Raw genomic sequence first — 20,163 nt, 5'->3', positions numbered from 1 at the left:
TTTTTCGGCTATCCGCGTTCTATCCGGCTAAGTAACCCAGATTGATTGGCTTAGCGCGTGGCCTATCCTCAGCGTCGTGCCACGGCACGGAAATGCTAAAATGCGCGCAAGGTCCTGGCACGGTATGGAGTTGTCGCGACGCACGTCCGGAGCGAGGTTTGGAACCTTTGAGGTTTCGTTCGACTCGGGCGAAATGCGGCGTGCGGGCCTAAGGATCCGAGTACAACAGCAACCGTTGAGGTTGCTGGAGATCCTGCTTGAGCATCCAGGGGAAGTGGTGACCCGGGAGCAACTGCGGAACCGGCTATGGGCCAACGAGAGCTTTGGCGATTTCGATCAGGCGGTCAACATCGCCATTGGCAAGCTCCGCAGCGCCCTCGGAGATTCAGCTGACAATCCCCGCTACATCGAGACGCTTCCAAAACGTGGCTACCGGTTTATCGCCGAAGTGTCGCTTATCGAATGTGACGGTCAGGCCGGCGAGTTTGCAGCCCGGGCCCGTGAATCCACTGCCCAAAAATCTGCTTCCATCGATCTGAATCTGGCCACGCTGACCGCTCACCAGCTTCCAGCTTGGACGGATGTTCCTAAAGGGAGATGGTGGACGGCGCGTCCGATCACATTTGCAGCAATGCTCGGCCTGGGGCTGTCAATTGTGGCCGTATTGGTCGCTCTCTACTGGATCCATCGGCCCTCAGGCATCCGGTCACTGGCCGTGTTACCGCTGGAGAACTTTTCCGGCGACGCTTCGCAGGACTATTTTGCTGATGGCATGACGGATGAGTTAATCACGGATTTGGCTCAGATCAGGGCTTTGCGTGTTGTCTCCCGCACCTCGGTGATGATGTACAAAGGTGCCCGCAAACCGCTCCCCGAGATCGCACGTGAGCTAAATGTCGACGCTGTAGTGGAAGGCTCCGTATTGCGTTCCGGCGACCAGGTTCGGATCACGGCGCAACTGATCCAGGTACCGGCCGACAAACACCTTTGGGCGGATAGTTATCAGGGGAGCATTCGCGACACATTGGCCGTCCAGAATCGTGTAGCGCGTGCTATTGCTGAAGAGATCCGAATCGAAGTCACTCCGCGAGAGCAGGCCGCGCTCAAGAGCGCCAAGACGATCGATCCTCAAGCCTACGAAGCGTATCTCAAAGGGCGTTACTTTTGGAACAAACGGACAGGAGATGGATTGAAGAAGGCCGTCGAATACTTCAACCAGGCCATTGCCAGGGATCCAAATTACGCAGCGGCCTATAGCGGACTGGCCGACACGTACGCTCTCTTGGGAGACTGGGAATATGCGGTGATGACCCCCAAAGAGGCAATGCCCAGAGCTCTCTCCGCGGCGAGAAGAGCCTTGGAACTGGACGACAGCCTTGGCGAAGCACATGCTTCGCTTGCCTTTTGCCTGGAGGGATTCAATTGGGATTTTGCAGCTGCCGACAAAGAATTTCAGCGAGCGATAGATCTCAACCCCGGCTATGCAACCGCCCACCATTGGTATGCGTGGCACTTGAGCCTGATGGGGCGGAACAACGAAGCGATCGCAGAAATGAAGAAGGCCGAAAATCTGGACCCAGTTTCCCCGGTAGTAAACGCCGATCTGGCAGAGCTTCTTCTAATTGCGCAACTTCCGGATGAATCGATGCAGCAAAGCCGGAGGACTATCGAGATGAATCCCGGTTTTGCCTTTGCGCACAATCAATTGGCCCAGGCGTATATACAAAAGCGCATGTTTGGCGAAGCGATTGAAGAACTGCAAGAGGCGATCAAGCTAGCTGGAAACAATCCAATCTTTGTCGCCAATCTTGCTCGCGCCTACGCGGGATCAAACCGGAAGGCAGAGGCCGCGGAACTCCTGAACGGTTTGAAAAAACGCTCGGCTCCGAGTGCTCCACTCTTCGCAGAAATAGCGATGGTCTACGTGGCTCTGGGCGACAAGGTTCAGGCAATGGAATGGCTCGAAAAGGGCTATGAAGAGCGATTTAACCCGGGGGTCCTGGAACGCCCTTGCTTCGACGCACTACGCGCAGATCCGCATTTTCAGGATCTTGCGCGCCGCATCGGTCTTCCCGTAAAGGACGAGAACTCCAACGCGGCTTCGGCTCGTTAAACCCAGGGCGAGCATGCCCACTCAGATCACAAATCCCAAACGCTTCAACTACCAGCACTCTCAAGTCAACCTGTTTCCGCACCCCCGACTAGCCGCTCCGAGGCCAATCGCCTTTTCATTAACAGGACCCCGAGGAGCGGAGTGTCGGCTACGCATTGACATTTGATGTCGCTTCTGCGGTGTGCAACAAGTCCGGCTTAAATTGCAGGAAAGAGATGACGTCCGGCCGAATGTTGGTACAAGGGCTTACGCTGGGGGCTATGTGAGAGAGTCCAGCAATCTACTCGCTTCCGCCTGCAGAAGAAACGCTGTTCCGTAACTTCGCGATGGCTTCCGTGATTTCCGTAGCGGAAACGCGGATGTGATAGACGTCAAATGTCGCTTGAATCGTGCTGAGAAAGTTCTGCTCCCCAGCTTGCTGGAAACTTACCTTGGGCTGATCGCTAGTAGCACTTTCGCTCCCATGATATGCCACAAACACACTGGTACCATTGTCTCTGTTGGTAAGTAACAGTGGTCCGGAGTTATCACTCGTCACTCGACGCACCGTGTATGTGCCTGCGGGGAGCGTCTTTCCATCGACCAAAAACTTGAATGGGAGCTTAACAACGATTGCTTCTTGATTCGCCGCCTTGGCTGTTCCGCTGAGCCCCAGAACGAAAGCGGCCGCAACCAGAATCCTTGCATACTTCTTCATAACTTCTCCTCTGAACGTTTGAGTTCTCGTTGCCGATCAGTGCGGCTGTCTTGCTTTAACTCTCCAAGAGTGGCGCTAAGCATCCTAAGCATCCGTTTCAACAATCATTCTCATATCGTCACTTATGAGAACTAAGCGGGGAGATATTTATTCCAAGGTGCTGAATCCGCGCTGCGGGAAACAGTTCTGGCGTTTCCGCATGATATGAAAACCGGAACGAAGGATTGCTGAACGAGGCTGCGACCAGCAACTACTGACGAAGGCAGCGAATACGATCTCAAAGCGTATGGATTTCCACATACTAATCATTCAGAACGCAGGGAATAAACCTGCTCCCAGTCAGTTTCCACCTTGTAGCCATACCAGAAGTTCCTTCCAACAGGGGGTTCAAACGTGCGTTCTCAGTCAGCGCAAATCAGCGGCCGGCGGCTGCCTGTCTCCTTGCACCTGTTTGCCTATCTCTTTCCGATTGTGTGTTTCACGGCTGGCGCAGGGACAGTACCAGCCTGGGCCGCAACTGCGGCCACGACAACGACTCTGTCGCTGACCTCAGGTGGAAACACGGTAACGACGGTGACCTCAGGAAACGTGGTCACTCTGACGGCAACCGTTATGGCCGGCAGCACTCCGGTCACGCCTGGCCAGGTCAACTTCTGCGATGCGACGGCCAAGTTCTGCACCGACATTCATCTGTTGGGCACGGAGCAGTTGACCGCCAACGGTACGGCGACGCTGAAATTCCGCCCTGGGGTTGGGAGTCACAGCTACAAGGCTGTTCTTGCCGATCTGGCCGCCCTTGGGCCCAGTGCTTCGACCGCATCGTCGCTCACAGTGACGGCTTCGCAGGGCACGGGCCAACTGGCCACAACGACGTACTTCGAAGCCGGTGGGGTCCCAAACATCTTCTCATTGACGGCGACAGTGCCGGGCAACGGAAATACTTTGCCGACGGGCATGGTGTCGTTTGTGGACGCAAGCAACGGGAACGCAGTGCTCGGGACGGCGGCGTTGACGAGTGAAGCAGGTGTCGGCTTCGTAGATTCCTCACTACCACCTGTCGCCTCACAGAACAGCGGCAACACTGTCTTGACCGCTGACTTCAATGGCGACGGAATTCCGGACCTGGTCATACTCGGAAGCGGTATCTCCGTGCTCCTGGGCAACGGGGACGGCACATTCACAGCAGCGCCCAGTCTTTCGGGTGGCTCGCCGGGCGCTATTGCAGTGGGAGATTTCAACGGAGATGGCATTCCCGATCTGGCCGTGGTGCCCTCCTTTGATGAGAGCGAAAGTGCGGTGTTTTTGGGCAACGGGGATGGAACGTTTACCCAGGTGGGTGGGATTTTGGGGACGATCGGCGGTAATTCATTTACTTCCAATGCTATGGCTGCAGCGGACTTCAACGGGGATGGCAAGCCGGATTTGGCCGTGGTTTGCGCCATGAACGGTGACTCTCCGTGCAGCATGCTCCTGATTCTGACCGGTAACGGAGATGGAACCTTTATGCAGGGGTCCAGCATCCCCTTCGCGACCTTCGGCTCCCAATCTGCGATCGTCGTGGGCGACTTCAATGGAGATGGCCAACCGGACTTAGCGGTGACAAACTCCGGCGCGAATGGCGTGAACGTCTTCCTGAATCATGGGGGCAACCTTACTGCGGTGTCAGCAATCCCGGCAACTGGCACCAGCCCCTCGTCGATTGCTGCAGCAGACTTCAACGGAGATGGCAAGCTGGATTTAGCCGTGGCCAACTCCGGCAGCAACAATGTGACGATTCTGCTGGGCAACGGCGATGGAACCTTTACGGCTGCAGCTAGCACGGCAACGGGTACGGCTCCCAATTCCATTGCGGTTGCGGATTTCAATGGAGACAGCGTTCCTGATCTCGCGGTGGCCAACGTCGGCAGCAGCAATGTGACGATTTTGCTGGGCAACGGCGATGGAACTTTTACTGCCGCAGCTAGCCCCGCGGCGGATACCGGCTCAACCTCAGTCTCGGTGGCAGACTTCAATGGAGACGGCAAGGAAGATCTTGTTGTCGCAAACTCCGCGGATAGCTCTGCAACCTCGCTCTTGGCAGAGACAGCGCTGACAATTGCAACGGTGAACAATATTTCCCCCGTAGGCGTAGGCACGCATCTCGTCAAAGCGATCTATTCCGGCGACGTCAACTATGGCGGCAGTACCTCCGTCGATGTGTCCCTAACTGTGGTGCCGCCCGGCCTCACGCTGAGTGCTACTCCAGTTTCCGTCGTGGCTGGCGCCACCGGGACTTCGACTCTCACCATTACCCCCACGAACGGCTTCTCCGGAACTGTGGCCCTGGAGTTGGAATGCGGCGGCGCAAACGATCTGCCTACCTGCTCGTCCATCCCACCGGTGACTATCTCGGGGAGTGCGCCAGTAACCATGGCCTTCAGTATCCAAACACAATCAGGCACACCTCCAGGGAAATACAGAGAGTTAGTGTATGCAGTCGATTCGATCGGATCTGTCGTGGCCAACACCAATACTGCAATAATCGCAGTGACAGTGACCGCTCCCGCGCCACCGGCAGGCCTCACGCTGAGTGGTACTCCAGTTTCAGTCGTAGCTGGCGCCACCGGGACTTCGACCCTCACCATTACCCCCACGAACGGCTTCTCCGGAACTGTGACCCTGAAATGCAACGGCGGCAACTCTCCGGGCGGCGCAAACGACGTGCCCGCCTGCTCGTCCATCCCACCGGTGACCATCTCGGGGGATGCTCCGACGACAACAACGTTCAGTATTCAGACACAACCAGGCACAACCCCTGGGCAATACATGGAGCATGTGGATGCAGTCGATTCGAGCGGGGTTGCCATGGCCAACACCACAGTCGCTGTTACGGTGACCGCTCCCGCTCCAAGCTTTGCGCTAACCAATACGACCATCAGCATCGCCACGCCAGGCGCCAGCGGGACTTCGATGATCACGATCAGCCCCAGCGGCGGCTTTACGGGCTCGGTGGCGCTCTCCTGTACCGTAACTGGTCCAACAACTGCGGTCGATCAGCCCACCTGCTCCGTCGCTGCGCCACCCGCCATCACGGGAACAGCAGCCGTAACGGCGACGCTCACTGTCAACACCACGGCAGCGAGTAGTTCGTCCAACGCGACTGGTCAGGCAGGCTCTGCATTCCCCAACCGTCACAACGGGATGTTGGCGCTTGGTGGAGGCGGCACCCTTGCCGCATTCCTGTTCTTCGGAGTGCCCTCACGCCGTTACCGAACAAAGACCCTGCTTAGTCTGTTGCTGCTCGGTGCGTTCGCCACAACAGTCATGGGTTGCGGCGGAGCACGGAAGGCAGCCAATCCTGTCCCGACGCCAACCGATCCCGGCACGACTGTTGGAAGCTACATGGTTACTGTGACCGGTTCGGGTGGAAATATGACGGCAACGACCGTCGTCACGGTAATGGTGAACTGAACCCACAAACCTAACGTGCTGTCCTACCCGTTTTCGGCGATGTGATCCATCATTTCGCTCTCCCGAGGCGACTATATCGGTACAATTGTGCCCTTTGTGCCTCAGTCTGCCGGCGATACAGACCCCAGAAATCCGGCGTCCAGGCAGCGGAGAGATTGAAGGCTCTGAAGGCGGCTGCTCCACTTGGCAATCTATTTCCAATGGAACTGCCTAGGTCAGCGCCAATACCTGTTCCGCCGACCGACACCGTCGGGAATTGCTGTGAACGAATGATCCTTAACTGTGCCTGCGACTCAAACACGCGTTGAGCCGCAATCCGCACATCGTAGTTGTTTTCGAGTGCTGTCCGGATCAAATCCTGCAATTCCGGCTCATGGAACACCTGCGTCCATTTTTGGTCACCGACGGATTCTTGATCGGCGCTGGATACAGATGCTTCGTCGGCCCCTGCCCATTGTTCGCACTTACCGACGACATGTAGAGCATGTTGTCAACGCCGTTCATTTGCTGCTCGATGTGCGTTGCGACCGCCTGAGCCAGTGTCTTGGCGTCTGCACCTGGATAGGTAGCCTGAACCATGATTTCGGGAGGGACGATGTCGGGATATTGAGAGGTAGGCAGCGACAGCATTGCAACCATACCAACGATCACGGTCAGAATTGCAATGACGATGGCAACAATGGGGCGACGAATGAAGAATTTGGACATTTCCCACCTCGCTCCCGTTGGGCTGGAGGTCTCAATAGCCACCTGCTCGGAGATCTCGCGCACACTGACCGGGGCTCCGTCTCGCAGTTTTTGCACATTGCTGGTGATTACTCTTTGATCGGCGCGTAAGCCGCTCGTGATAGTCCAATCGTTTCCTACTTGAGGGCCGAGGGTGACATTTACGATGTACGCCTTGTTGTCGGGCCCCGCGATATAAACCTGCTTAGTTCCTTGTAGCTCCTGGACTGCCATTTGCGGCACGAGAATGGCGTTTTGGCGTATTTCCGTATCCGCCGTTACCCGCTCAAACTGCCCCGGTCGCAGTACATTGCCTGGATTTGGGAATGAAGCTGCGATGCGAATAGCTCCGGTTTGTTGATTCATTTGGCGATCGACGAATACGATGTGCCCCTTGTGTGGCCAGACCCTGCCGTCTTAGAGCGGTCAGTCAAAGCGAGATAATCCGCGTCGCTACTGCCAAGGGCACGAATGTCTCTTTTGATCTTGGTCTTCAAGCGGTGTTGAGAGGCGACTGCCCTCCGACAACAAATCGATCAAACCTCTAGGAACATGTAGTTTACTTGTGCCCGCGTGACGGATAGCATCGCCCTGTACTGACGCAAATCCTCTCGCTTAGAGAGGGAGGACTAGATGAGAGGCAATGTTAGCGAAGTCCGTGGCCCGATTCCGTCGCTCCATCGAGACGGTTCTCAGGAAGCGTCCATGACGGCATCTGTATGGTTCAGCAAAACACCTTCCGCGCGCTTGGGTGAAGAGAACACCGCAGATCACGGAGGATGTACTCTTAACCACTCCATCGCTTCTGATGATCAGTTGCTTATGAGAGCGCAGTCCGATGACCAACAAGCATTCGTAGAACTGTGTCGCCGACATTCACCGATGGTGAAAAAGAGAAACTTTTCGATTGTTGGAAATCAAGAAGATGCAGAAGACGCGCTGCGGGACACCTTGCTGAGAGCGTATAGGTACTTGGACACATTTCGTCGTACCTGCAGGTTGTCTACTTGGCTCACAAGCATCGGTACGATCACAGCATTGATGATACTGGGTAAGAAAAAGATATGCAGGGAAGGATACATCAATGTCTTGAACGACGAAGGCGGCGCCCGGGACGCGGCGGAGTTCTTGAACCTTTCGCTTGATCCTGAACGACTCCACTCAAGACATCCAATGATTCTCGTCATCAGACAAGAAGTCAAGAAGCTGCGACCCACCCTTCGCTCAATTATTGAGCAGCACTACGGAACTGAGGGTTCGCTGGAGGAATCGGCGAAGGCATTGGACATCTCTGTCGGCGCTGCGAAGTCCCGTTTGATGCGAAGACGCAAGACACTTCGATCGTACTTAAAAAGACACGGCGCCTCTGATTTTCGAGTCTAGTCATACAGTCATACATCGATGCACACAATGAACACGGAAAGAGGTATTCACAGTATGCAGGACAATCCCACGCTGAGTCGAGAACACATCGACAGGATTAGATCGGTGGCTCAACATCGTTCCGTCCGTAGTGGCGAAATACTCTACGAGCCCTCTCATCCTGACGTTCCTCTCTTCGTCGTCCTGGAGGGTACAGTCTCGATCACTAGAGCTGGCGAGGATGAGAAGATTTTAGCCGTTCGTGAACCGGGTCAGTTCACAGGAGAGATGTCGGTAATCTCAGGGAATCGATCGCTGCTTACTGCGCGCGTGACGAATGCGGGCGTTGTACTGGAACTCACTCGGGACAAAGTATTGTCTCTCATGGCCAAGGATACCGAGCTGGGAGAAATCCTCATGGGAGCCTTTGTCGCACGCCGTCTGCTGATGATTCAGCTTGGCGAGGGGAATGTCATTCTGTTCGGCACGAACGGGTCCGCCCGAACTCTAGCAATCCGGGAGTTTCTTACCAGAAATGGGCATCCATTCACGTATGTCGATATCGAAAGCGATAAGAGCGCCAGCGAACTCATGGAGCAGCTTGCCGTTCGAAATAGCGAAATTCCGGTTGTCTATTGCGACAGACGATATGTCCTGAGAAATCCGTCCATCAGCGAACTCGCCGCTTGTCTTGATCTCAACATCAATGTTGACAAAGGGGTCCGCGACATTTTGGTGATCGGAGCCGGGCCGGCAGGCCTTGCTGCGGCAGTGTACGCAGCTTCGGAAGGACTCAAGACTCTGATCATCGAGAAGTCTGCACCTGGGGGGCAGGCAGGATCGAGTTCGAAGATCGAGAACTATCTGGGCTTTCCGACGGGCCTGTCGGGACAGGAACTCGCAAATCGATCCATCGCTCAAGCCCAGAAATTTGGCGCCCAGTTGATGGTAGCCCAAGCAGTCGTGCATATCGACTGCAGCCGACAGCCATACAAAATCGTTCTGGAATCTGGTCTGAAGTTCAATGCGCGCAGCATAGTCATCGCGACAGGTGCTCAATACGCGCGATTGCCCGTTGAGGAGGCAGATGCTTTCGCAGGCAGAGGAATCTATTACAACGCGACACATATGGAAGCACAGCTCTGTGACTCAGAGGAGGTAGCTGTCGTGGGTGGCGGAAATTCCGCCGGGCAAGCCGCCGTCTTTCTCGCCCAAACCTCATCGAAGGTGCATCTTCTGGTGCGCTCGGACCAACTCTCGGAATCAATGTCGCAATACCTGATTGCGAGAATCGATGCGCACACAAAGATTGATGTCCACTATCTGACGCAGATTGTCGGTATGACCGGGGCAGCGCATTTGGAAGGCATCGACTGGAAGGAAGGCTCGTCCGGACTTAAGGTAACCAAGCGCATTCGCCACGTGTTTGTGATGGCAGGTGCCGCGCCCCGCACAGAGTGGCTTGAGGATTCCTTTGTTCTCGACAAAAAGGGCTTTATTGTCACCGGACCCGACCTTGTCGAATATGGCGACTTTCAATGGCCATTGAGTCGCTCTCCGCTGCACCTTGAGACCAGCGTACCGGGAATATTTGCGGTAGGTGATACGCGGGCTGGCAGCATTAAACGGGTTGCGTCAGCGGTCGGCGAGGGCGCAATGGCGGTACATCTCGTTCATCGGTTCCTGGCTGAGAGCACCACGCTGCACAACGGAGCTATGAAATGACATTTCGCTGTCTTCTTCCGGTTATTGCGACGGAATCAGGGCGCACGTCCCGCATGCCCCATCAGGCATACGAAATAAAGCCAACTTCGCCTGGCCAATACAGTTACCAGCAATTTCGGACTTCGGAGAGATCTGAAGCTCGACCAATTGACTGCATTGTCACTTCGCTCTGACATGTATTCGACTTGAAAGGAGAAACACAATGAAAACGATCACAACACACTACATCGATGGGGCATTCGTCGAATCCCACGGCCGGGAAGTCATGGACATCATCAAGCCGACTAACGGTCAGGTAATCGGCCAAGTCACTCTGGGCGACGAGGAAGATAGCGTCACAGATACGAGCCGGTCGCGTCGTCATCAACAACATGACAGATGATCCGCAGGCTCCCTGGGGAGGATTCAAATATTCTGGTGTCGGCCGTGAATATGGCAGATACGTGATCAGTGCCTTTCTTGAACCGCGCGCCATTCTCGCGTAACCTCTGCGGCGTCTAAAACAGATTCATCAAGGAGATGACTTATGAGCAAACACATTACGATCTCGCCGGAAGAAGCCGCAGATCGACTCTCCATCCGGGAACTCGTCGAGGCCTACGCCCATTGTGCCGATCGGCGCGATGCGCGAGGTCAGATGTCTCTTTTCACGACAGACACGCATTTCGTCGTATACATGAACGCGAAAGATCCGACGCCCACACAAGAGCTGCATTCGCGCGAAGCACTCGCTCCTATATTCGCGGACCTGAACAAGTATGACGCGACCACACACTTCGTCGGACAGAGCACAATCGTCACGTTGACGAATGATCGAGCAACCGGTGAGGCCTATTGCCTTGCACACCATGTCACAGTTGACGGGGAGAAGCGACGTTTGATGCTGGCCTCGCTCCGCTACTATGACACCTTCGTGAAGATGGACGACGTGTGGCTGTTTGCGGAGCGTTTGCTCTATGTCGACTGGCTGGAGGAGCGCGCATTATCATAACCCTCGAACTACCAAACGGAGTCGACGAACGCAGTTGCAGTGCCAGGGAGTTGTAGATGAACGTTCGAGCGATCGACCAAAGGCGGCTTGTAATCGTGGGCGCTACAGGAATGGTGGGTGGTTACGCCCTTCGCTATGCGCTCGAACATCCCGCCATCGAATGCGCGACGTCTATTGGGCGCAGGGAACTCGGCATCTCTCACCCCAAGCTGCATGAAGTTGTGCATCAGGACTTCGCTAATTGCTCAGCGCTCGCCCCAGCACTGTCGGGTCAGGACGCAGCGGTCTTTTGCATGGGCACATATACGGGCACCGTGCCAGACGCGCAACTCCGTGCAATAACCGTCGATTACACAATCGAGTTTGCCAGAGTCCTTCGCAGTAGTAGTTCCGACGCGGCGTTCTCATTCCTGAGCGGGAGTGGAGCCGACCCCACCGGCCGAAGTCGAATGACTTTCGCTCGTTATAAGGGGGAGGCAGAGAATGCATTACTGGCCTCGGGGTTCCCGCGGATTTACGTCTTCAGGCCCGCCTACATCTACCCCGTGGAGCCGCGAAAAGAACCGAATTTTAGCTATCGTTTCATGCGAAAAATCTACCCGGTATTTCGGGCCATGTTTCCCAATCAGGTTATCAGGGCCGATGACTTGGCCAGAGCCATGGTCGATGTCGTGGTTGGCGGGATGGGAGTCGCTCCCAGCATGATTTTCGAGAATCGTGACATCCGAGCTCTGATACAGTCGCGTGATCCGCAGCGGGATGCCCCAGCGAAAGGGCGCAAATGACACAGCACCGTGCCCGAAAGCAGCCCAGCGGAGCACATGACGCCTTGAATCTTCGGGGTGCTGAGCGAACGGATGCGCTTGAGAAGGCCAATGAAGAGTTGAAAGCGGCGCAGGCAGAGTTGCAAAGACGATGGCAGTACCTGGCGGAGGCTCAGAGACTCAGTCATTCGGGAACTTTCGGATGGAAAGTCGATAGTGGCGAACTGCTTTGGTCCGACGAGACTTACAGAATTTGGGGCTTGACACGAGAAACGAATCCCACACTCGATCTGGTGTTCGACAGAATTCACCCCGATGATCGAGAGCGCTTGCGACGTCTCAGTGATCTCGCCGTGAAGGATGGGATGGATCTGGACGACGAGCACCGACTTCAAATGCCCGACGGTGTCATCAAGTATGTCCACGTGGTTGCCCATGCAGGAAGTGATAGTTCCGGCAACCGCGAATACATAGGCGTAGTTTCCGATATAACGGAACGTAAACGCGCTGAAGAAGAGCGACAGGCTCTATCTCGAGACTTAAAAGAGAGTAACGCCAGACTTGAGGAAGCACAACGAGTCGCACATGTTGGCCACTGGGAGTGGGATCTTGAGACAGGTGACGTCATCTGGTCTGACGAGACCTATCGCATCTTTGGACTGGTACCACAGGTGAGTTCCTTTGACATGGCTAGAGTGGGCGAAATGATCCATCCCGATGATCGTGAGGCTGTATTTCGGACAGCTGAGGAGTCTATTCGTTCCGGGACTCGCGCCGACTGTGAGCATAGACTCCTGCGTCCCGATGGAGAAGTGCGAATCGTGCACAGCCTGGGCGATTTGAAGACGGACGCATTGGGAAAGCCATATCAGATGTTCGGTACAACCCAGGACATCACTGAGCGCAAACGCGCGGAGCAAACCCTACAGCGAACGCAGTTGTATCTGAGGGAGGCAGAGCGTCTCGCTCACATGGGAAGCTGGGCGTCCGGCGATTTAGGAGTTCATTGGTCCGAAGATCTAAATATCTATTGGTCTGATGAGGTATATAAGATTTTCGGGATTGATCCGAAAAACGGAGCTCCGAAGCTTCGGCAGGTTTTGGCTACGATCCATCCCCAGGACCGAGCCTCATTGGCTGAAACAATGAAGAACATGCATGAGCGGCATTGCGGCTGCGATGTCACGAACCGAATCGTTCGGCCAGATGGAGAGATACGATACGTTCGCTGCGTTGGTATTCCGGTCGTAGAAAGCGGAGTTTTTCAGGGATTTCACGGCACGATAATGGACGTCACCGAGCATGAGTTATTGACACAGGAACTGCGACAGGAGCGAACTTATCTCGCGGAAGGGCAAAGGCTCACCCATGCTGGCAGTTGGACCAGCAATTTGGTTACGCGGCAGGTATTCCATTCATCCGAAGAGAACAACCGCATCTACGGATTCGACGTCAGTGAATACCCAAATCCATTCGATCTCCATTACAGTTCAATTCTTGCCGAAGACGAACTGGCTCTCAGAACACAACTTGAGAGCGCGATCCGCGCCGGAACGGATTTCGACGTCGAATACAGGATTCGGCGCGCGGACGGAGAAATCAGGTTTCTGCGTGGCATCGGACATCACAACCCCTCTGACTCGCTTGGCGAGTACTTTGGCATCACTATGGATATAACCTACCAAAAGCATAGAGAGGAGGAACGCGAGGCTCTATCGAACGCACTTCAGCAAAGTAACGCGAGGCTTGAAGAAGCTCAAAGATTGGCGCACATAGGGCACTACCAGTGGAATCTTATCGAGAATCAGGTCATGTATTCCGAAGAGCTTTGTCGTATCTGGGGGATACCTCCGGCGAAAGGCGCTTTTGACATGGCAAGGATTTATGAAAGGATTCATCCTGAAGATCGAGAATCCGTTGCTCGCGAAGCGGCGGAAGCCATTCGTAGTCGGACACACGCCAAGTCAGAACATCGGATCGTTCTTCCTGACGGTGAAGTGCGCTTTATCCTGGGCCTCGGCACCGTAAAGAGAGATGCGTCCGGGCAAGCCTTTGAGATGTTTGGCACCGGTCAGGACATTACCGAACGTAAACTCGCAGAACAAGCTCTCCGGCGAAGTCAGTTCTACCAAAGCGAAGGTGAACATCTTGCTCACATGGGGAGTTGGGCATCGAGAGATTTGGGTATTCGCTGGTCCGAAGATTTAAATATCTATTGGTCCGACGAGGTCTACAAAATTTACGGACTTGATCCGAAAAGTGAACCTCCGACCCTCCAGCAGTATTTGGCTTCTATCCATCCCCAAGACCGAGCCTCCATGGCCGAAACAATAAAGATGATGCATGAGCAGCGCCGCGGCTGCGATGTAACAAAGCGAATAACCCGGCCAGACGGAGAGATACGATACGTACGCTGTGTCGGTATTCCAGTAGTTGAAGACGAAGTTTTTCAGGGATTTCACGGCACTACGATAGATGTTACAGCGCAGGAGCTATTGACTCAGGAGTTGCGCCGGGAGCAGGCGTACCTGGCTGAAGCGCAAAGCCTGACGCACGCCGGCAGTTGGGCCTGCAATCTGCTCACACGGACAATATTCCACTCATCGGACGAAAACGCGCGCATCTACGGTTTCGATCCCAGCCAAGGCCCGCTACCTTTTGACCTCTTTTACAGAACGATTCTTCCGGAAGACGAACGACTAGTCAGTGCAAAGCTTGAGAATGCAATTAGCGCAGGGGCGGACTATGACGTCGAGTTTCGGATTCGCCGGACGGATGGTTCTATCAGATATTTGCGCGGTATCGGACATCACAACCCCACACAGGAAATCGGCGAATACTTTGGCATCACAATGGACATAACGGACCGAAAGCGCGCCGAGGAGGAGCGCGAAAGATTGCGTCAGTTGGAAGCTGATCTCGCTCACATCAATCGCGTCAACATGATGGGGGAACTGGCCGCCGCTCTGGCACACGAAATCAAGCAACCTCTCGCCGCGTCCATCACAAGCGCAAATGCTCTTCTGCGGTGGTTGGCACATGATCCCCCCGACCTGGAAAGAGCAAGAGCAGCAGCAGACAGGATTGAGCAGGACGCCAATCGTGCGGCGGATGTTATCAATAGTCTGCAGTCCTTCTACAGAACGGGGACACCTCCAAAGCGCCAGATCGTTAACATGAAGGAAATAATCGCGGAGATGACCATTCTGCTCCGTGACGAAGCTGATCGGCGCTCCATAACGATACAAGCCGAGCTTGAACCCGATACGCCAGAAATCATGGCAGACCGGGTACAACTTCAACAGGTGTTTATGAACCTCATGCTGAACGCGATCGAGGCGATGAAAGATGGCAGAGGCGAGTTGATGATCCGATCGCGTTCGGATCCTGAAGGTAGTTTGGTCGTTTCCATTAGCGATACCGGCATAGGACTGCAGATGCAGTACACCGAGCAGATTTTTGCCCCCTTTCATACGACCAAATCGCAAGGGACGGGTATGGGGCTAACCATTACTCGTTCTATCGTGGAGTCTTACGGAGGGCGCGTGTGGGCCACTAGGAACAAGGGCGCGGGCGCTACCTTTCACTTCACGCTTCCCGGAAAAGTCGAGGAGTCCACATGAAACCTGCGATGGTTCCTACCGTATTCATAATCGACGATGATCATGGTATGCGTCAGGCCATACAAGATCTCGTGGAGTCGGTTGGTCTGTGTGCAGAGTCGTTTGCAACTGGCCAGGACTTTCTAAACAGGAAGCGACCCGTTGATCAGAGCTGCTTGGTCCTTGATGTGAGGTTGCCCCAAATAAGCGGACTCGATTTTCAGCGACTTCTAGATGAGATGGGTTTGCAGATACCCATCATATTTATAACGGCGCACGGAGACATACCAATGTCTGTCAGGGCGTTGAAGTATGGAATTCGCGGCTTCTCTCTAGAAGGAGATTGACGAGCTCAGTTGAGGCGGCTCATACAAACAGCGTCCAAGAAGGCGCTCACAGCTAACCTTAGATCCCTCGAAAAATTACATCTAATCGTGCGACGAGACCTGAGCAGCTCAGTTCTTCATGTGGAATATGAAATTGCTGAACTCGCATGTGCACCACTTGCGGCGCTGGTCGACCAGCTTTCGCAGTTTTATAAATACTTCACGGCCAGCGCAAACTACTAGGACAACATGACACCACCTCAGTTTCGACCGATAGAGTGCGATCTCGGGCTCCTCCTCGCCATCGTAGATTAGTCGGATCAGGTCTCTGCATCAACGACTTCTCAAGGGTGTATCGCCGCGGACGCCCTCCACTACACTAGGAACATGACGATCAAGAGATTGGACCACGTCGGCGTTGTCGTCGAAGACCTTGCAGCCGCTATCGCTTTTTTCACTGTGCTCGGCATGACGATTGAAGGCGAGATGCCCGTCGAGGGCTCGTGGGTGGACCGCGTCAACGGACTCGAAGGTGTTCAAGTCGACATCGCTATGATGCGGACTCCAGATGGGCACGGACGGCTTGAGCTGACGAAGTTTCGCAATCCAAAACTGGTCGAGATCGAACCGGCGATCGCACCGCCGAACACGTTGGGTCTCCGGAGCGTCATGTTTACGGTCGAAAGCGCGAGGCCGGTTAACTTTTGCTGATGCAGTGGTATGAGGAAGGCACGGGTGTCCACTGTCAGAGACAGTGGACTGCGAGACGCGGTCTATTTGACCGGGCGTGAGCCTGCGATGAGGATATCCACCAGTCTCCTGGCGCTTTGTTGCCAATCGGCGCCGGAGCCCACATGCGATGCGCCGATCAGCGCTCGAAGCAGGTCGAATGCATCGAGATCTCTGCGCAGATCGCCACTCTTCTTAGCTCGCCTGACCAGCTCATCGATCGCGCCCTGGATCGTGGTGCGTGAACCTTCATAGAGCCTGGACGGGCCTCCGACTACGCTATTGAGAGCGGGCGCAATGATGTGTTTTGCCGCGATGTAGTCGACCAGCAGCAGCATCCAGGCTCGAAGCGCTTCGAGCGGAGACATGGTTTCGGCGAAGCGGGCAGCGGCAGCAGCAAGTTTCTCCACTTCATTCCGGTAAACACCTTCGATCAGCTCATCCCGCGTAGGGAAATGGCGATACAGAGTACCTGCTCCAACGCCCGCCTGCTTCGCGATTTCGTCCAGACTGGCATTGGCGCCTTGTCGGGTAAAGGCTGCCTTTGCGACTTCAAGGATACGCTCGCGGTTGCGCAGCGCGTCTATGCGCGGTTTTCGGGCGGTCGTGGAAGGTTTCTTCATCATCTCCAAAAATTCTTGCAACCGGAGGACATCTCCGGTTATCTACTCATTCGGAGGCTGTCTCCGTTTTGGTTGAGACTGCATCCTTTGGTCAATCTTAGCTGGAATGAGATCAAGGAGGCACAAATGCGTGTATTCGTTACTGGCGCTACCGGATTCATCGGTTCCGCAATCGTGAAAGAACTCGTCGGTGCGGGCCACCACGTCCTTGGAATGGCGCGGTCGGACGCGGGCGCAAAATCGCTTGAGGCCGCGGGCGTCGAGGCGCATCGAGGCGATCTGGAGGACCTGGAAAGCCTGCGCAGCGGAGCAGCTGCGTCTGATGCGGTCATCCACACAGCCTTCGTCCACGACTGGTCGAGGTTCGCGAAAAGCTGCGAGATGGACAAGCGCGCCATCGAGACCATCGGCGCCGTGCTTCAGGGCTCCAGCCGTCCGTTCATCATCAGCTCTGGAGTTGGAGTGGCTCAGGGCCGTGCCGCCACCGAGGACGATCCGCCGCTATCTTCCCCATCCCTTCCTCGTGTATCCGAGGTGACGGCCGTCGCACTGACGGAGCGCGGAGTCCATGCCTCGGTAATGCGGTTGCCGCAGGTGCACGATACCGTAAAGCAGGGCCTCATCACTCCGCTGATTGCGGTGGCGCGCGCAAAGGGAGTCTCGGCGTATATCGGCGATGGTCACAACCGGTGGCCTGCCGCGCATGTGTCGGATGTCGCCCGGCTCTACCGGCTCGCGTTGGAGAAAGGCACAGCAGGAGCCCGGTACCACGCTGTCGCCGAAGAGGGTGTTGCTCTCAAAGACATCGCCACCGCTATCGGCCGCGGCCTGAATGTGCCCGTCATTTCCATTCCGCAGGAACAGGCCCAGGAACATTTCGGCTTCTTCGGGTTCTTCGCAGGGAGGGACGCCCACATCTCCAGTGCACAGACTCGCGCAAAGCTCGGATGGAACCCCACCGGCCCCTCGCTTCTGACCGATCTCGGGAACATGCGCTATTCCGAGGCTTGAACATAACCCCACAATCACGGAGGAATCGACATGAAAAAGACATGGTTCATCACCGGCGCCTCGCGCGGATTCGGCCGCATCTGGGCCGAGTCTGCTCTTAAACGCGGTGATCGGGTCACAGCGACCGCCCGCAAACTGGCAGACGTCGCCGATCTCTCGGAACGTTTCGGCGATGCGGTGCTGCCTCTCGCTCTCGACGTCACCGACTCCGCGCAGGTGCAGCAAGTGGTTCATCGGGCATACGCGCACTTCGGCAGGCTCGACATCCTTGTCAACAACGCCGGTGCAAGTTTGTTCGCGGCAACAGAGGAAGCGAGCGACGAGCAGATCCGCGGTCTCTTCGATGCAAACTACCTGGGCATGGTCCGAGTACTCCGAGCGGCTCTGCCTTTGCTGCGGAAACAAGGGAGCGGTCACATTCTCGGTGTCTCGAGCGGGCTTGGGATAACGGCATTGCCGCTCATCGGCTTCTATTGCGCCACCAAATGGGCGGTCGAAGCCCTCCACGAATCCCTCGCGCAGGAGGTGAAGGCGTTCGGGTTGAAGGTCACACTCGTTGAACCCGGAGCCTACGCAACCGACTTTGGAAAGTCCTCACAGATCGCGGATGTTCTGGAGCCATACGCGGAGTTCCGGAAGCAGTTTCTTACCCGCCTGGCCGAGGTTGAACGCGGCGATCCAGAGGCGACGGCAGAAGCAATCCTCAAGCTCGTGGACGCGGAAAATCCGCCGCTGCGATTGGGGTTAGGCACTTCGATTCTGCCCAGGGCTCGCGCTGCGTATGCGGAGCGGCTGGAGACGTGGGAAGCGTGGGAGGACGTGTCAAATGCGGCAATGGGGGAGCCGAAGGAATCGATGAAAGCGTGGATCGAGCAACTGGTCCATGGAACTGCGGACCAGGCATAAGAATGGGATCTATACCTTTCACTAAGGACAAGAAGAGGAAAGGCTCAAAGCAGGAGAGTTCTGGCGTGAATCCGCCATCTTCGAACAAGCCGGAGGAAAACCGATCGATCGGGAGTCAGCACACGTTCTCATACAGAACATTGCCGACCGGGATCAAAGTCTCTTAAAGGCCTTATCGGAAGACTGGGATAGAGGGCGCTCTGCGCATTCCGCTGCAAAAGTTGCACCGCTCTTTGGGTTCTCGCCGAAGGATCAATTGCTCTTTCAGTGGTAGAAAGCCGCAGATTTTTCGACCAGCCTCACCCTTCATCCGGATCGTTTCTACCTGCTGCTGAAGGCTAACGGATCTGCTTGAGCGGGATAGCTGAAAAATGAGCGAGTGGGCGCGGGATTCCGACTGGAGTATCACGGTCCTATCCCGCGCGATCGTCTGCTAACTCTTGAACGTGGCAAAAACGGTTGAAGGCGATGACTTCGAAGGCGTGATCGTCGGTTGCCGGGTAATCGCGATGACCTCGCCGACGCCTCGGGAGCCTTGGATTCACTTTCAGTTGGACCCAAAATCCATTCGGAACGATGCCACGCCTTCGAAAAACCTTGCTGCTAGCTAATATATCGAGATCAATTTCGCCCCTAGCTCTATAACTGATTGCATGTGAAAGAGTTACAGATACTTACGCGACCATTGCTGACGTGTGGGTTCTCTGCCGGGCGGCAACCTTACCGCATATCAGGCCTCGCACGATCGAAGCCCTGGGGTGAAGGCGATTGACGCAGCGCGTCCGGGTGCGAATTTCGCTCGTTTTTCAGGTCGCCTGGCAGAAAGTAATTAAATTATTTGCCGGGCGCCGCAAACTCGGTTTAATCTGCTTTCGCTTCTTCCTGAGTGGTTAAGAACTACTTCTCTTCAGTTGCACGATGCAAGACAAGCTGGAGGTCCGGGTTTATGCGCGCACGAAGCATTGCCGTTCTTGGCCCCGCATATTCTGTCTTTCCTGTTTTCATCGCAACGATTGCTGCGCTCAGTGTGCCCCTGAGCACCCAGCAGGCGGATCCCCCAGCTATTTCTGCCGCAGCACTGCTGCCCTTTGCCGGACTACAGAGATATTGAGTCAGAATTGCGAATCAATGAAGGAGA

At 55.4% G+C, this 20,163-nt stretch carries 18 protein-coding genes and 3 pseudogenes; 16 read left to right on the top strand and 5 right to left on the bottom strand.

Annotated features, from left to right (window positions below):
• Positions 1–100 precede the first annotated feature (100 nt).
• On the top strand, positions 101–2,113 hold the full coding sequence (locus tag OHL23_RS07965; protein WP_263351250.1) for a tetratricopeptide repeat protein: 2,013 nt from the start codon (positions 101–103) through the stop codon (positions 2,111–2,113).
• A gap of 280 nt (positions 2,114–2,393) precedes the next feature.
• On the opposite strand, the gene OHL23_RS07960 is transcribed toward OHL23_RS07965, so the two are convergent.
• Positions 2,394–2,810, bottom strand: coding sequence for a hypothetical protein (locus OHL23_RS07960; protein ID WP_263351249.1), 417 nt, complete (start codon positions 2,808–2,810; stop codon positions 2,394–2,396).
• A gap of 393 nt (positions 2,811–3,203) precedes the next feature.
• Here OHL23_RS07960 and OHL23_RS07955 point away from each other — a divergent pair, with 393 nt between their 5' ends.
• The gene (locus tag OHL23_RS07955; protein WP_263351248.1) at positions 3,204–6,260 is read left to right on the top strand and encodes an FG-GAP-like repeat-containing protein; all 3,057 of its coding nucleotides are present in this window, start codon (positions 3,204–3,206) and stop codon (positions 6,258–6,260) included.
• Between the two features lie 49 nt (positions 6,261–6,309).
• Here the strand turns inward: OHL23_RS07955 and OHL23_RS07950 are convergent, their stop codons facing one another.
• The 3 genes and pseudogenes from OHL23_RS07950 to OHL23_RS07940 form a co-directional block, all read right to left on the bottom strand.
• Positions 6,310–6,582, bottom strand: coding sequence for a hypothetical protein (locus OHL23_RS07950; RefSeq protein WP_263351745.1), 273 nt, complete (start codon positions 6,580–6,582; stop codon positions 6,310–6,312).
• A 128-nt stretch (positions 6,583–6,710) separates the two neighbouring features.
• A pseudogene (locus OHL23_RS07945) lies at positions 6,711–6,968 on the bottom strand (efflux RND transporter permease subunit); the annotation flags it as partial.
• 72 nt (positions 6,969–7,040) lie between these two features.
• Positions 7,041–7,373: pseudogene (locus tag OHL23_RS07940) on the bottom strand (efflux RND transporter periplasmic adaptor subunit); the annotation flags it as partial.
• Between the two features lie 318 nt (positions 7,374–7,691).
• Between OHL23_RS07940 and OHL23_RS07935 the strand changes: the two are divergent.
• From OHL23_RS07935 to OHL23_RS07900, 11 genes and pseudogenes are all read left to right on the top strand, one after another.
• Positions 7,692–8,369, top strand: coding sequence for an RNA polymerase sigma factor (locus OHL23_RS07935; RefSeq protein WP_263351247.1), 678 nt, complete (start codon positions 7,692–7,694; stop codon positions 8,367–8,369).
• Positions 8,370–8,474: 105 nt separating this feature from the next.
• Positions 8,475–10,073: an FAD-dependent oxidoreductase gene (locus OHL23_RS07930; protein ID WP_263351246.1), complete on the top strand. Its 1,599-nt coding sequence runs from the start codon at positions 8,475–8,477 to the stop codon at positions 10,071–10,073.
• Between the two features lie 202 nt (positions 10,074–10,275).
• On the top strand, positions 10,276–10,455 hold the full coding sequence (locus OHL23_RS07925; protein WP_263351245.1) for a hypothetical protein: 180 nt from the start codon (positions 10,276–10,278) through the stop codon (positions 10,453–10,455).
• Positions 10,445–10,558: an aldehyde dehydrogenase family protein gene (locus OHL23_RS28780; RefSeq protein WP_396127297.1), complete on the top strand. Its 114-nt coding sequence runs from the start codon at positions 10,445–10,447 to the stop codon at positions 10,556–10,558. Before OHL23_RS07925 ends, OHL23_RS28780 begins: the two co-directional genes overlap by 11 nt.
• Positions 10,559–10,599: 41 nt before the next feature.
• The gene (locus tag OHL23_RS07920; protein ID WP_263351244.1) at positions 10,600–11,064 is read left to right on the top strand and encodes a nuclear transport factor 2 family protein; all 465 of its coding nucleotides are present in this window, start codon (positions 10,600–10,602) and stop codon (positions 11,062–11,064) included.
• Between the two features lie 56 nt (positions 11,065–11,120).
• Positions 11,121–11,849: a Rossmann-fold NAD(P)-binding domain-containing protein gene (locus OHL23_RS07915; protein ID WP_263351243.1), complete on the top strand. Its 729-nt coding sequence runs from the start codon at positions 11,121–11,123 to the stop codon at positions 11,847–11,849.
• Positions 11,846–12,742: pseudogene (locus tag OHL23_RS28775) on the top strand (PAS domain-containing protein); the annotation flags it as partial. The gene OHL23_RS07915 and the pseudogene OHL23_RS28775, both read left to right, overlap by 4 nt.
• 57 nt (positions 12,743–12,799) lie before the next feature.
• Entirely contained in the window at positions 12,800–15,451 is a 2,652-nt protein-coding gene (locus OHL23_RS07910) for a PAS domain-containing protein (RefSeq protein ID WP_263351242.1), read from the top strand.
• The gene (locus OHL23_RS07905; protein WP_317891657.1) at positions 15,448–15,777 is read left to right on the top strand and encodes a response regulator transcription factor; all 330 of its coding nucleotides are present in this window, start codon (positions 15,448–15,450) and stop codon (positions 15,775–15,777) included. The genes OHL23_RS07910 and OHL23_RS07905 overlap by 4 nt, the downstream gene beginning before the upstream one ends.
• A gap of 9 nt (positions 15,778–15,786) precedes the next feature.
• Positions 15,787–15,999: a winged helix-turn-helix transcriptional regulator gene (locus OHL23_RS28770; RefSeq protein WP_396127296.1), complete on the top strand. Its 213-nt coding sequence runs from the start codon at positions 15,787–15,789 to the stop codon at positions 15,997–15,999.
• 144 nt (positions 16,000–16,143) lie between these two features.
• A complete protein-coding gene (locus tag OHL23_RS07900) occupies positions 16,144–16,467 on the top strand; it encodes a VOC family protein (protein ID WP_263351241.1) in 324 nt (107 codons plus the stop codon).
• Positions 16,468–16,529: 62 nt separating this feature from the next.
• Here the strand turns inward: OHL23_RS07900 and OHL23_RS07895 are convergent, their stop codons facing one another.
• Complete coding sequence (locus OHL23_RS07895; RefSeq protein ID WP_263351240.1) at positions 16,530–17,108, bottom strand: TetR/AcrR family transcriptional regulator; 579 nt, start codon at positions 17,106–17,108, stop codon at positions 16,530–16,532.
• 126 nt (positions 17,109–17,234) lie between these two features.
• On the opposite strand from OHL23_RS07895, the gene OHL23_RS07890 reads away from it, so the two are divergent.
• The 3 genes from OHL23_RS07890 (at position 17,235) to OHL23_RS07880 (ending at position 20,136) form a co-directional block, all read left to right on the top strand.
• Entirely contained in the window at positions 17,235–18,119 is an 885-nt protein-coding gene (locus OHL23_RS07890; protein WP_263351239.1) for an SDR family oxidoreductase, read from the top strand.
• A gap of 30 nt (positions 18,120–18,149) precedes the next feature.
• Positions 18,150–19,025, top strand: coding sequence for an SDR family NAD(P)-dependent oxidoreductase (locus tag OHL23_RS07885; protein WP_263351238.1), 876 nt, complete (start codon positions 18,150–18,152; stop codon positions 19,023–19,025).
• 946 nt (positions 19,026–19,971) lie between these two features.
• Positions 19,972–20,136, top strand: a complete 165-nt coding sequence (locus OHL23_RS07880) for a hypothetical protein (RefSeq protein WP_263351237.1) — start codon at positions 19,972–19,974, stop codon at positions 20,134–20,136.
• The last annotated feature ends 27 nt before the right edge of the window (positions 20,137–20,163 follow it).

The sequence above is a fragment of the Acidicapsa acidisoli genome, from assembly GCF_025685625.1.
GTDB lineage: Bacteria > Acidobacteriota > Terriglobia > Terriglobales > Acidobacteriaceae > Acidicapsa > Acidicapsa acidisoli.
This window is presented reverse-complemented; position numbering and strand designations above follow the sequence as displayed.